At 73.0% G+C, this 12,964-nt stretch carries 11 protein-coding genes; 5 read left to right on the top strand and 6 right to left on the bottom strand.

Going from position 1 to position 12,964, the window contains the following annotated elements; translation table 11 throughout:
* The first annotated feature begins 55 nt into the window (after window positions 1–55).
* The 5 genes from PVK74_RS09255 to PVK74_RS09235 all read left to right on the top strand — a co-directional run bounded on the left by PVK74_RS09255 (window position 56) and on the right by PVK74_RS09235 (window position 6,180).
* A complete protein-coding gene (locus PVK74_RS09255) occupies window positions 56–1,129 on the top strand; it encodes an ABC transporter ATP-binding protein (protein ID WP_187693398.1) in 1,074 nt (357 codons plus the stop codon).
* Window positions 1,126–2,874, top strand: a complete 1,749-nt coding sequence (locus PVK74_RS09250; protein WP_064445576.1) for an ABC transporter permease — start codon at window positions 1,126–1,128, stop codon at window positions 2,872–2,874. The genes PVK74_RS09255 and PVK74_RS09250 overlap by 4 nt, the downstream gene beginning before the upstream one ends.
* The gene (locus PVK74_RS09245; protein ID WP_209962362.1) at window positions 2,862–3,683 is read left to right on the top strand and encodes a creatininase family protein; all 822 of its coding nucleotides are present in this window, start codon (window positions 2,862–2,864) and stop codon (window positions 3,681–3,683) included. Before PVK74_RS09250 ends, PVK74_RS09245 begins: the two co-directional genes overlap by 13 nt.
* A gap of 47 nt (window positions 3,684–3,730) precedes the next feature.
* The gene (locus PVK74_RS09240) at window positions 3,731–5,185 is read left to right on the top strand and encodes an argininosuccinate lyase (protein WP_043330003.1); all 1,455 of its coding nucleotides are present in this window, start codon (window positions 3,731–3,733) and stop codon (window positions 5,183–5,185) included.
* A gap of 95 nt (window positions 5,186–5,280) precedes the next feature.
* Window positions 5,281–6,180: an ROK family protein gene (locus PVK74_RS09235; RefSeq protein ID WP_043323180.1), complete on the top strand. Its 900-nt coding sequence runs from the start codon at window positions 5,281–5,283 to the stop codon at window positions 6,178–6,180.
* A gap of 70 nt (window positions 6,181–6,250) precedes the next feature.
* Here the strand turns inward: PVK74_RS09235 and PVK74_RS09230 are convergent, their stop codons facing one another.
* From PVK74_RS09230 to PVK74_RS09205, 6 genes are read right to left on the bottom strand one after another with little or no spacing between them, the layout of a single operon-like run.
* Complete coding sequence (locus PVK74_RS09230; protein WP_274478813.1) at window positions 6,251–7,111, bottom strand: HpcH/HpaI aldolase/citrate lyase family protein; 861 nt, start codon at window positions 7,109–7,111, stop codon at window positions 6,251–6,253.
* Between the two features lie 11 nt (window positions 7,112–7,122).
* Entirely contained in the window at window positions 7,123–8,586 is a 1,464-nt protein-coding gene (locus PVK74_RS09225) for a dihydroorotase (RefSeq protein ID WP_274478812.1), read from the bottom strand.
* 22 nt (window positions 8,587–8,608) lie between these two features.
* The gene (locus PVK74_RS09220; RefSeq protein ID WP_064445579.1) at window positions 8,609–10,015 is read right to left on the bottom strand and encodes an MmgE/PrpD family protein; all 1,407 of its coding nucleotides are present in this window, start codon (window positions 10,013–10,015) and stop codon (window positions 8,609–8,611) included.
* A complete protein-coding gene (locus PVK74_RS09215; protein WP_043323192.1) occupies window positions 10,008–10,847 on the bottom strand; it encodes a cyclase family protein in 840 nt (279 codons plus the stop codon). The genes PVK74_RS09220 and PVK74_RS09215 overlap by 8 nt, the downstream gene beginning before the upstream one ends.
* Window positions 10,848–10,878: 31 nt before the next feature.
* Entirely contained in the window at window positions 10,879–12,078 is a 1,200-nt protein-coding gene (locus PVK74_RS09210; protein ID WP_043330005.1) for a CaiB/BaiF CoA transferase family protein, read from the bottom strand.
* Window positions 12,071–12,931 carry an IclR family transcriptional regulator gene (locus PVK74_RS09205; RefSeq protein ID WP_043323194.1) on the bottom strand — a complete coding sequence of 287 codons (861 nt, stop codon included), beginning with the start codon at window positions 12,929–12,931 and terminating at the stop codon, window positions 12,071–12,073. Before PVK74_RS09205 ends, PVK74_RS09210 begins: the two co-directional genes overlap by 8 nt.
* Window positions 12,932–12,964: the final 33 nt, after the last annotated feature.

The raw sequence follows: 12,964 nt of genomic DNA, 5'->3' as shown, positions 1-12,964 counted from the left end.
CGGAACCGGGCCGTGCTGCGGCACGGCCCGGCTTCGTCCTGGAAGGACCCACGAAATGATCGATGTCCGACTGACGGCGGTCAGTAAGCGCTTCGCCAAGTCGAGCGACTCCGCGGCGGTCGATGACGTCACCGTCACCATCGGAGCCGGCGAGTTCTTCACGCTGCTCGGACCGAGCGGCTGCGGCAAGACGACGACGCTGCGCATGGTGGCCGGCTTCTACTTCCCGACCTCCGGTCACATCCACTTCGGCGACGACGACGTCACCCACTGGACGCCGAACAAGCGGGACACCGGCATGGTGTTCCAGAACTACGCGCTGTTCCCGCACATGACTGTGGCGCAGAACGTCGCGTACGGGCTCAAGGTCCGCCGGGTCTCCCGCGCCGACCAGGCCCGCCGGGTCACCGAGGCGCTCGAACAGGTGCACCTCGCCGGGTACGGCGACCGGCGCATCGACGCGCTCTCCGGCGGCCAGCAGCAGCGGGTCGCGCTGGCGCGGGCCCTGGTCATCCGCCCGCGCACCATGCTGCTCGACGAGCCGCTGTCGAACCTCGACGCGAAGCTGCGCGAGGAGACCCGCGCCGAGATCCGGCGCATCCAGCGGGAGAGCGGCACCACCTCGATCTACGTGACGCACGACCAGGCCGAGGCGATGGCGATGTCGGACCGGATCGCCGTCATGGAGTCCGGCCGGGTCCAGCAGGTCGGCACCCCGCACGAGATCTACTACAAGCCCGCGAACGCGTTCGTGGCCCGGTTCATCGGGCGCAGCAACGTGCTGAGCCTGCCGGTGACCGGCGCGACCGACGACAGCGTCGCGGTGCGCCTGCCCGGCGGCGCCACCATCGACGTCGGCGCGCCCGCCGGGCACGGGCTCGGCGCGGGCGACACCGCGCTCGTCTCCGCGCGCCCCGAGCACATCGCGCTCGGCGGCGACGACGACACGGCGGCCATGCGCGGCCGGATCAGCCACGTCGAGTTCACCGGCATGGCCACCAACATCAGCGTCGACGTGGACGGCAACGAGGTGATGGCGGCGCTGATCGACGCGCCGGCCGGCCTGGAGCTCGGCGACGTGGTGGGACTGCGGCTCGTACCGGAGCGCCTCTGGGTGGTCAAGCCGTGACCGCTGCGACCCGGACCGCCCCCGCCTGGGCGGCGGCCCTCGGCCGGCGTCTGTCCGGCGGGGCCAATTCCCGCTGGTTCCCGTACCTGCTGGTGCTGCCGCTGGTCCTGGTGCTCTGGGGCTTCGTCGTCCAGCCGATGTTCGCCACCTTCCGCGAGAGCGTCAGCGCCAACGGCTCTGACAACTACCTGCAGTTCCTCTCCTCCTCCGGGGTGGCCCGCGAGTCGCTGTTCACCTCGCTGTTCATCTCGGCCGCCAGCGTGCTGCTCTGCGGCATCGTCGGCGTGGCGATGGCGTTCCTGCTCAAGCGGTTCCACTTCCGCGGCCGGCGGCTCATCGAGGCGTTCATCCTGGTGCCGGCGGCCCTGCCGCCGCTGATCGGCGCCGTGTCCTTCCAGCTGCTCTACAGCAACATCGGCATCGTGCCGCGCGGCCTGCAGGCGCTGCTCGGCACCGAGAAGCCGGTCCTGGCCTTCGACGGCATCGCCGGTGTGCTCGTGGTGCACACGTTCACCATGTACCCGTTCTTCTTCCTGGCCGCCTCCGCGGCGCTGGCCGGGATGGACCCGTCGGTCGAGGAGGCGGCGTACAACCTCGGCGCGGGCCGGTTCCGGGTGTGGCGCACGGTCCTGCTGCCGATGCTCACCCCCGCGCTGATCTCGGCGTCGCTGCTGGTCTTCATGACGTCGCTGGCGTCGTACACCGCGCCGCTGCTGTTCAACGTCAGCCAGACCATGACGATGCAGATCTACATCAACCGCACCAACGGCGACCTGCCGATGGCCTCGGCGTACGCCTCGGTGCTCGGCATCGTCTCGATCATCTTCCTGCTGGCGATGCGCTGGTACGAGGGACGGCGCAACTACCAGTCGCAGTCCAAGGGCATCTCGGCGGTCCGGCGGGAGATCACCAACCCGATCGGCCGCTGGCTCGCGCCGCTCGCCTCGGTGCTGGCCACGCTGGTCCTGCTCGCCCCGGTCGCCGCGATCGCGCTCGTCGCCTTCTCCGAGGACCGGTCCTGGACCACCGAGGTGCTGCCGCCGACGTACACGTTCGAGAACTTCGTGACCATCTTCACCGACCCCAAGGCGTTCGAGCCGATCCTCAACTCGGTGCAGATGAGCCTGATCGCGGTCGTGGGCTGTGTGGTGATCGGCGTGCTCATCGCGTACGCGGTGCGGCGGCTGAAGTTCGTCGGGCGCGGCCTGCTCGACGTGGCCGTCATGATCGCCTGGGCGCTGCCCGGCACGGTCGTCGCGATCAACCTGATCTCGGCGTTCAGCACCGGCAACGCGTTCAGCTTCGGGCAGGTGCTGGTCGGCACGTTCTGGATCCTGCCGCTGGCCTACTTCGTGCGGTTCCTGCCGATCGTGTTCCGGTCCAGCTCCGCGACGCTGGCGCTGATCGACCCGTCGCTGGAGGACGCCGCCCGTAACCTCGGCGCCTCCTGGCTGCGCGCGTTCTACACGATCACCGTGCGGCTGATGCTGCCCGGCGTGCTCGCCGGCGCGCTGCTGGCGTTCGTGCACGGCGTCGGCGAGTTCGTCGCCTCGGTGCTCATCTACACCTCGTCGACGGTGCCGATCTCGGTCGCCATCAACAACCGGATGTACAGCTTCGAGCTGGGCACCGCGGCCGCCTACGGCATGCTCCAGGTGCTGCTCATCTTCGTGGTGATGTGGTTCTCCGGTCGGCTGGAGAGCAGCCGGACCGCGACCCGGAGGGCCGAGCAGTGGACGAACTGATCGAGCGGTGGCGGACCGGGGGAGGGCTGCTCCCGGTCACCCGGGTACCCGGGCACGCGTTCGCCGCCGTGACCGAGGCGGCCGACCTGGCGGTGCTGCCGGTCGGCGCGGTCGAGTGGCACGGCCCCCACCTGCCGATCGGAACCGACCTGATCCTGGCCGAGGGCTTCGCCGGGGAACTGGCCACCGGGCCGGCCCGGGCGGTGCTGTTCCCGGCCACGCCGTACGCCGCCTGCCCGGGCCAGACCCGGCCGTGGCCGGGCACGGTGGCGCTGCGACCGGAGATCGCCGTCGGCTACCTCGCCGACGTGCTCGCCGGCATCGTCGAGGCGGGCTTTCCCCGGGTGCTCGTGGTCAACGGGCACGACGCCAACATGTCCACCGTCCGCGCCGCGATGGAGTGGGTCTCCGGCCGGCACCGGGCCAGCATGATGCTGGTGAACTGGTTCCAGCTCGTCGGCCCGGACGAGACCACCGAGATGTTCGGTGAGCTGCCCGCCCGGGGGCACGGCGGCGCGTACGAGAGCTCCGCGGTGCTGGGCTTCGACCCGGACGCGGTGCGCCTGGACGCCGCGCCGGACCTGCCGCCGAAGCCGAAACTGCCCACCCCGTACCCGTACGTGCTCGTGGAGTCGCGGCCCGACCCGTGGCAGGGCTGGTCGGGCCATGTCTCGCTGGCCGGGGAGGAGGCCGGCGGCCGGATCCGCGCCACCGCCGGCGCACGCCTGCGCGAGCTGGTCGTGGCGTGGCTCGCCGCGCCGCTGCCCGGGCCCCCCGGCGCCGACGGGCCGGACCAGACGACCGGATGACCACGCGCGGCACGCCGCACGACAACGCACCACCTCGGGAGGCCACCATGAGCCCGTCACTGACCGTCTATCAACAGCACCACCTCCGGGTGGTGTTCGACCACCACGTCGCCCACCTCTACCCGGCGATGGTCACGGCCAGCAAGGCCCACGTCGTCATGCTCGCCGAGCAGGGACTGATCACCGACGAGGCCGCCGCCACGATGCTGCGCGGCCTGGTCACCCTCACCGGGGACCGGCCCGAGGAACTGGAGTACGACGGCAGCGTCGAGGACGTCTACTACACGCTGGAGAAGCGGCTCGCCGCCGCGGCCGGCATCGAGCCGTCGCAGCTCAGCGTGCAGCTCGCGCGCAGCCGCAACGACCTCGACGCCGGCGTGTTCCGGATGGTGCTGCGCGACCAGCTGCTCCAGGTGCTCGACGCGCTGCTGGCCACCGGCCGTACCGTGCTGGACCGCGCGGACCGGCACGCCGACGTGGTGGTCACCGGCTACACGCACCGCCGCCCGGCCCAGCCGACCAGCATCGGGCACGTCTTCGCCGGCTACGCCGAGGCTCTTGCCGGTGAGGCCGCCGCGTACGCCGACCTGCTGGACGAGATGAACCGCTCGCCGCTGGGCTCCTGCGCGTTCGCCGGCACCGACCTGGACATCTCGCCCCGGCGGCTGGCCGACCTGCTCGGCTTCGACCAGCTGATCGTCAACTCGTACGAGGCGGTGGCCGGCGCGGACCACCTGGTCCGGGTCGCCACGCTCAACGCGCAGGCGCTCGCCACCGGCGCCCGGCTGGCCCGCACGCTGATGGACTGGCTGAGCTGGGGCTGGGTGGTCACGCCGGGCGAGTTCACCCAGGGCAGCAGCATCATGCCGCAGAAGCGCAACCCGGTGGTGCTGGAGCACCTCGTCTCGATGGCGGGCGCCGCGGCGGCCGACGCGGCCAGCGTGCTGAACAACGTCGGCGCCGCCTGGTGGGAGGACTCCAACAACGCCACCACCGACGTGCAGGCCCGGCTCTGGGACGGCGACGACCGGGCGTACCGGTTCTTCTCGCTGCTCGGCGGCCTGATCGAGAAGCTGGACCCGCTGCGCCCGCCGTCCGCTGAGGAGATCGTCGCCTCCGGCGCCACCACCACCGCCGCGGCCGACGCGCTGGCCCGCCATGGTGTGCCGTTCCGGGGTGCCCACTCGCTGCTCGGCCGGCTGGTACGCGGCGGCGCGCCCGCCACCTGGACCGGGGACCTGGTCCGGTCCACCGCCGCCGAGCTGGGTCTGACGCTCGACGACGCCGCGGTGCGGGACCTGCTGGCCGCCGCGGTCCGCCCCGAACTCGTGCTGCGCCGTGCCCAGGCCGACGGGCCCGGCGAGGCGGCCGTCCGGGACCAGGTCGGACGACTGTCTACAATGCTCGACGCGGTGCAGGAGCGGGCGCAGGCGTTGCGCGAGCGGCTGACCCGTGCCGACACGGCTCTCGCCGAGGCGGTCGCGGCGAGGGTAGGCCCGTGACGGGGCGACAGACGCAGCTGGCCGTGGTCGCGGACGTCGTGTCGCGGCGACCACGTGATCTGGACCGACGGCCCGAAGGGCGATCTGACATCACCATGGAACGACCGGCAAATCCGCGCCTGCTCGGCATCGACTTCGGCGGCACCAAGATGGCCATCGGCGTGGGCGACGCCGACGGCCGGCTGCTCGTCTCCGAGCGCCTGCCCACCAATGCCGAGCAGGGCGCGCAGCAGGCCCTCACCCGGGCGCTGGACCGGGCCCGCGAACTCGCCGAGCAGACCGGCGGCACGCTCGTCGCGGCGGGCATCGCCTCGCCCGGCGTGGTCCACGACGAGGGCATCGAACTGGCGCCGAACGTGCCCGGCTGGGAGCAGCTGCGGCTCGCCGACGCGGTCCGCGCCCACCTGAACCTGGCGCACGTGCGGGTCACGAACGACCTGAAGGCAGCCGCCCACGCCGAGCTGCGGCTCGGGGCGCTGCGCGACGCGGACCCGGGACTCGTCGTCGGGCTCGGGACCGGCGTCGCGGCGGCGGTCACCGTCAACGGCGAGGTGCTGCCGGGCCGCCACGGCGCCGCCGGGGAGATCGCCTACGGGCTGACCGACCACAGCTGGCCGCCCCGCCTGGAACCGATGCTGGAGGCGACGTTCTCCGGCCGGGCCCTGGACGAGCTGGCGCAGCGGCTGGGCGTGGACGGCCGGGCGGCCGGTCTGTGCGCGGCCGCGCAACAGCCGGGCGAGGTACGCGAACAGCTCCGCCGACGCGTCGACGAACTCGCCCGCCACCTCGTCACCTGCTGCCTCGTGCTCGACCCGCAGCGGATCGTGCTGGTGGGCAGCGTCGCCGGCAACGACCTGGTGCGGGCGCTGCTGACCGAACGGCTCACCCACACGCTGCCGTACCCGCCGGAGATCGTGCTGTCGGACTTCGCGCAGGACGCCGCGCTGCTCGGTTCGCTCGCCATGGCCGTCGAGGCCCAGCCAGCGGTGGTCTGAGCGGGCCGGGCGCCGGGAACGGATCGGGCGGGGCGCGGTGGGGCGCCCCGCCCGGTCGTTTCTCGCGGGTTCAGTCGGTGGACGCCTCGGCGCGGCGTACCACCTCGGCGGCGGCCCGCACCACCGCCCGGTCCAGCAGCCGCCCGTCGGCGTCGGTGGCCACCCCGGAGCCGCCGCGTTCGGCCCGCTCCAGCGCCGCCAGCACGGCCCGCGCCGAGGCCACCTCGGCCTCGGTGGGGGTGAACACCTCGTTGATCGTCGCGATCTGCCCGGGGTGGATGGCGCTGCGGGCCCGGAAGCCCTGCCGCAGCAGCGCCCGGGTGGTCAGCTCCAGCCGTTCCGGGTCGCGCAGCGTCGTCTCCACCGGTCCCACCGGCGGGGTGATGCCGGCCGCCGCCGACGCGACCACGACCTGGGAGCGGATCGGCGCGAACTCCGCCCGCTCCGGTCCCGGCTGCAACCCCAGCTCACCGGCGAGGTCCGCCTCGCCGAGGCCGAGCCGCAGCACCCGTGGCGCCTCGGCCACCCGCGGCGCGGTGAGCACGCCCCGGGCGGTCTCGATCAGCGCCACCACCCGGAACGCCGGGGCGTCCGGGCCGATCCGCCGCTGCACCCGGGCCAGCGCGGCGTCGACCTCGGCGAGCAGCTCCGGCTCGGCCTTCGGCACCCAGACCCCGGCCGCCGCCGGCGAGAGCACCTCGACGTCCGCCGCGACCTGGTCGCTGTTGATCCGCACCCACAGCTCGGGGCCGGCCGGCGCGGCGGCGCCCAGGTACCCGGCGACCGTCTCCCGGGCGTGCGCCTTGCGGGCCGGCGTGACCGCGTCCTCCAGGTCGAGCACGAGCGCGTCCGCGCCGCGCCCGGCCGCCTTGTCCAGCAGGTCCGCCCGGTCGCCCGGCACGTACAGGTAACTGCGCGCCACCGCCGCCATCAGTCGTTCCCCTACCGCTGCGGGCGGGCGAGGTAGCGGCCGGCCGGCTCGCCGGTCACCTTGCCGTCGACGAGCACGTGCCGCCCGCGCACGAAGGTGTCAGTGACCCGGGCGGTCAGCTCGAAGCCCTCGAACGGCGTGTACTCCTGCGTCGACTCGGAGTCCTCCGCGCGCACCGTCCAGGTCGAGTTCGGGTCGACCAGGCAGATGTCGGCGTCGTAGCCCTGCGCGATCGCGCCCTTGTTGCGCAGGCCGAAGCGCTGGGCCGGGTTCCACGAGGTCAGCTCCGCCACCCGCTGGTAGGACAGGCCGCGCCGGTTGCCCTCGGTGACCAGGCCGGGCAGCAGGTACTCGGCGCCGCCGAAGCCGGACTTGGCGACGAAGATGTCGTCGCGCGGCTCACCGAACTTGACCTCGTCCTTGCAGCAGGCGTGGTCGCTGACCACCCAGTCGATCTTGCCGTCCAGGACGTACCCCCAGAGCGCCTCGACGTCGGCGCGCGGGCGCAGCGGCGGGTTGACCTTGCCGCCCAGGCCGTGCGCGGTGTCGATGTCGGCCACCAGGTGCCCGATGGTCACCTCGCGGCGGAAGTCGATGTGCGGGAACGCCCGCGCCATCCGCAGCGCCGCGTCGACCGCCTTCTCCGAGGTCAGGTGCAGCAGGTTGATCTTCGGCAGACCGGTCTCGTGCGCCAGGTACGACGCGATCGACACGGCCAGTCCCTCGGAGTGCGGCGGCCGCGACGCGTGGTACGCCTCCAGCCCGCGCAGCGTGCCGTCCTGCTCGACCTGCTTGGTGTACGCGCTCATGATCTCGGCGGTCTCGCAGTGCAGCGACAGCGAGATCTCGTCGGCCAGCTCGGGGAAGCGCTCCCGGGCCGCCTGGACGCCCCGCATCACGAACTCGAAGTGGGCGTAGTCGTACCGCTCGCCCTCCGGGATCATCAGGAACGAGTTCTGGTCGGCGGAGCGGCCGTGCAGGCCGTGGCTGCCGTAGAACATGAAGATCTTGAACGAGGTGACCCCGTGCTCCTCCACCAGCGACGGCACCTCGCCGATGTGCTCCCGCGACATGGGCGCCAGGTGGAAGCCGTAGTCGATGTAGGAGCGGCCCTCGGTCGCGGCCAGGACCTCGGGGAAGAAGTCTGCGTACCGGCCGCCCCGGTTGAGGTAGTACTGCCCGGTGCGCATGTAGTTCAGCGCCGTGGTGACGCCGCCCTGCACCGACGCGCGGCTCTCCGAGACGGCGTCCTCGCTCAGCGGGTTGTAGATGCCCCAGTGCTGGTGCGCGTCGACCACGCCGGGGAAGGCGAGCCGGCCGCCGCCGTCGACGACCTGGGCGGCCTCCGCCCGGTCGATCTGCGGGGCGACGCGGCTGATCCGCCCGTCGGTGACGCCGATGTCCATCAGCTCGGGCTCGGGCCGGTCGTGCCGGACCACGCGGACGTTTGTCAACAGCAGGTCGTAGATGCTCATGGTGTTGCTCCTCGTGCTCGGTTCAGCGGCGGTTGATCAGGCCCATCAGGCCGTGGACGTCGGGGGCCTGGTCGAGCCGGTGGACCTCGTCGGCGATGCGGGCGGCGGTGGCCTCGGGCAGGGACGCGGCGTTCGTGCGGAACTTCACCGCCAGCTCGGCGTCGCTGAGCGGACGCTGCGGGCCGCCCCGGTTGGCCAGGACCTCCTGCACCCACTCGCGTCCGTCCCGGGTGACGATCCGCAGCACCGCCGGGAACTGGTGCGGGAAGATCTCGTCGCACCGCTCGTCGGCCACCACGTCGACCCGCGCCATCAGCGCCCGCCGTTGCGGGTCGTGCGCCAGGGCGTCGGTGAAGTCGGCCAGCTCCACGCCCAGACCGCCGCCGCCGATCAGGCCGGCGGCGACCGCGTACGGGCCGCTGAACTGCGCCTCGTAGCCGGTCTGCGGCGCGCGCTTGCGCTCGATCGGCTGGCCGATGGTACGCACCGTCGGCGTGGGCACGCCGAGCGTGATCGACTCGATCTCGTCCAGCGGCAGCCCGCGCTCGCGCAGCGCGATCGCCGCGTCGATGGCGGCGTGGGTGAAGTGGTTCGCCGGGTACGGCTTGAAGAAGATGCCGGGCACCGCCCACTCGGAGCCGAGCCCGCGGACGATCTCGTCGCCGTCGAACTCGCCGCGCAGGAACGCCTGGAAGAAGCCGAAGCGCCCCTCCAGCACGGTCGGCGGGCCGGTCACGCCGTGCCGGGCCAGCTGCGCGGCGCTGACCGCCGCGTGCGCCGCCCAGCCGCAGTGGATCCGCTTGACGGTGCCGCCGTTGCGGTTGGACTCGATCAGCCCGGCCGCCATCGAGGCGGACACCCCGAGCGCGTCGAGCGTGCCGCCCGCGTCCAGCTTCAGCAGCCGGGCCGCGGCCACCGCCCCGCCCAGCGTGCCGCAGATCGAGGTGGCGTGCTGGCCGTGCTCGAAGAAGACCGAGTTGCCGGCCGCCGGGTCGTAGCCGGCCATGCCGAGGCGTACGCACGCCTCCAGGCCCACCGCGATCGCGGCCACCGTCTCCTGCCCGGAGGCGCCGGACAGCTCGGCGGCGGCGAGCGCGGCCGGCACCACCGTGGCACTGGGGTGCAGCACCGACGGCAGGTGCGTGTCGTCGTAGTCGAGGGAGTGCGCCAGCACGCCGTTGGCGAACGCGGCCAGCGCGGCGGGGACCTTCTCGTCCACGCCGACGGCGGTGGCCTGGCCACGGCCGCCCTGCTCGGCGACGTACGCCAGCGCGGCCTGGCTGGTCGGCAGCGGCTGCGCCGCCACGCAGAGCCCGAGCACGTCCAGCACGCGGGCCCGGACGCTGGCGACCACCTCGTCGGGCAGCGTCGCGGCGGAGGTGTCGGCGGCGAAGGCGGCCAGGTGCCGGCCCAGGGTCGGCTCAGCCACGGCTGACCACCGCCAGCGGACGCACCGGGGAGCCGGTGGCGCCGTACAGCGGCAGCGGGGCCATGACGAAGGTGAACTCGTGCACCCCGTCGCGGGCCAGCTCCTCCAGCGCCATCGTCTCGATCAGGTAGATGCCGTGCTCCACCAGCAGGATCCGGTGCGCCGGCAGCGTGCTGTGGCCCTTGCCCGGCGGCAGGCACTCGAAGGCGATGGTGTCCGCGCCGGCCGCGTGCACGCCCCGCTGCGCCAGCCAGCCGGCGCCGTCCGCGCCGACCCCCGGTACGCCGGAGTCCTTGCCGATGTACTGGTTGCGGTCCTCGTGGTCGAACAGCCGGCCCCAGCCGCTGCGGATGAGCACCACGTCGCCCGCGCCCACCGGCGTGCCCTGCCGGGACACGGTGGCGTCCAGGTCGGCGGGGGTGATCTCGTAGCCGGCCTCGCAGCCCTCCAGGCCCAGCGTGGCGGGCACGTCCAGCAGCACGCCGCGGCGGACCATCGGCGCGACGGTGTGCACGCCCAGCTCGTCGAACCGGCCGCCGACCTGCGCCGCGGCGGCGTCGGCGCCGCCGTGCAGCCGGCCGTCCTGGGACACGTGCGCGAGGGCGTCGACGTGCGTGCCGACGTGCGTGCCCATGACCAGCAGGTCGTTGGCGGCGGAGCCGCCGTCGGCGCGCACCATGTCGCCGTGCCGGCGCGGCAGGGTGAGCCCGAACGCCGGGTGGTTCGGTGACTGCGGCATGCCGACGGTCAGCCGCCGGCCCAGGTCGTAGATCGTGACGCCGGCCTGCACGGCGTCGAGCAGGCGGTCGGCGGTTCTGGCAGTGGTGCCCACGGGGTTCCTCGCGTTTCGGCTGTCGGCGTCGTCAGGCGACGACGCCACGGGCTTTCAGGTCGGCGATCTCGGCCGGGTCGCAGCCGAGCTCCTCGACGAGCAGGGCGTCGGTGTCGGCGCCGGGGGAGCGGCCGGTGAAGCGGATCCGGCCCGGCGTCTCCGACATCCGCCACATGACGTTGTGCATCCGCATCGGGCCCAGGTCCGGGTCGTCGACCTTCGTGATCATCTCGGTGGCCTGGACGTGCGGGTCCTCGACGATGTCCTTGGCGCTGTAGACCGGTGCGACGGCGGCGCCGGCCTCGGCGAAGGCCGCGGCCACCTCGTCGCGGGTCCGCTCACCGATCCACGACCCGACGTACTCGTCGAGCAGGTCCGCGTGCGCCACCCGGCCGACGCCGGTACGGAACCACGGCTCGTCGATCACCTCCGGGTGGCCCACCAGCCGCAGCACCCGCTCGGCGATCGCCTGGGCGCTGGTGGAGATGGCGACCCACGACCCGTCCTTGGTCTGGTACGTGTTGCGCGGCGCGTTGTTCGTCGACCGGTTGCCCTGCCGCTGCTCCACCACGCCGAGCTGGTCGTAGACGGTGGGACCCGGGCCGACGGCGGTCATGATCGGCTCCAGCAGGCTCATGTCGATCACCTGGCCCCGGCCGCCGGAACGCTCCCGGTGCCACAGCGCCATCATCACCGCCGAGGAGGTGGCGATGCCGCAGATGCTGTCGGCCAGCCCGAACGCGGGCAGCGTCGGCGGGCCGTCCGCCGTGCCGGTCAGGTGGGCGAACCCGCTCATCGCCTCGGCCAGCGTGCCGAACCCGGCCCGGGAGGCGTACGGGCCGGTCTGCCCGAAGCCGGTGATCCGGGCGATCACCAGGCCGGGGTTGACCCGGTGCAGCTCCTCCGGACCGATGCCCCAGCGCTCCAGCGTGCCCGGGCGGAAGTTCTCCACCAGCACGTCGGCCCGCTCGGCCAGCCGCAGCAGCAGCGCCGCGCCGTCCGGCGCGGACAGGTTCAGCCCGATCAGCCGCTTGTTGCGGGAGATCTCCTTCCACCACAGGGGATGGCCGTCCTTGGTCTTGCCGTGGCCGCGCATGCTGTCACCCATGGTCGGGTGCTCGATCTTCACCACGTCGGCGCCGTAGTCGCCGAGGATCTGACAGCACAGCGGTCCGGCGAGGATCGTCGAGACGTCCAGCACGCGCAGGCCCGTCAGCGGTCCGTCACTCACCTGTTCCACCTCCCCAGTTCTGTTCCTGACCCGTCCGTCCGGCGGCACGTTGCGCCGGCGGCCGGAAACCCAGTTCGGCGGATATCTCCGCCGCCGCCGCGGCGACCAGCGCGCCGTGCGCGGCGCAGACCTCCGGGGTGAACCGGTTCTGCGGCCCGCACAACGAGATCGAGCCGAACACCTGCCCGGTCGCGTAGCGCACCGGCGCGGCCACGCTGCCCGCGCCGTTCTGCCGCTCGCCCATGCTCACCGCGTACCCCTGGCGGCGGACCCGGCCCAGCTCGGACCGCAGCTTCGCGGTGGAGGTGATGGTGGCCGAGGTGACCGCGTCCAGCGGGTGGTGGTCGAGGTAGTCCTCGATCTCCGCGTCCGGCAGCGCCGCGAGGATCGCCTTCGACGACGACCCGGAGTGCAGTGCGTGGCTGGTGCCCAGGGACACCGACATGCGTACCTCGTGCGGCGAGAGCACCTGGTCGATGTAGACGCGGGTCCAGCCCTGCCGCACCGACAGTGTCGCGGTCTCGCCGCTGTCGCGCACCAGCCGGACCAGGTACCGGCGGGCGATGTCCGGCACGTCCAGCGCGCGCAGCGCGGCCAGTCCCACCGCCAGCGCGCCGCTGCCCAGCCGGTACCGCTTGGTCTCCTCGTTGAAGGTGAGGAAGCTGTCGGCCACCAGTTCCTTGAGGATCCGGTGCGCGACCGCCTTGGGCAGTCCCAGCTCCCGCGCGATCGTCGACACGCCGAGGGTCTCCGGCGCCCGTTCGGCGATGATGTTGACGATGTCGAGGGCGCGTCCGAGGCCGGAGCGGGTCCGGCCGGCGGTGGCGCTCTCGACAACCGCTGTGGTGATCATCTTCTCTCCTCCACTGTCGACGTAGGGCGGGAT

It is taken from the genome of Micromonospora chalcea (assembly GCF_028768405.1).
Lineage (GTDB): Bacteria > Actinomycetota > Actinomycetes > Mycobacteriales > Micromonosporaceae > Micromonospora > Micromonospora chalcea.
Note: the sequence above shows the minus strand (reverse complement) of the source record. Positions and strands in the feature narration are given on the sequence as shown.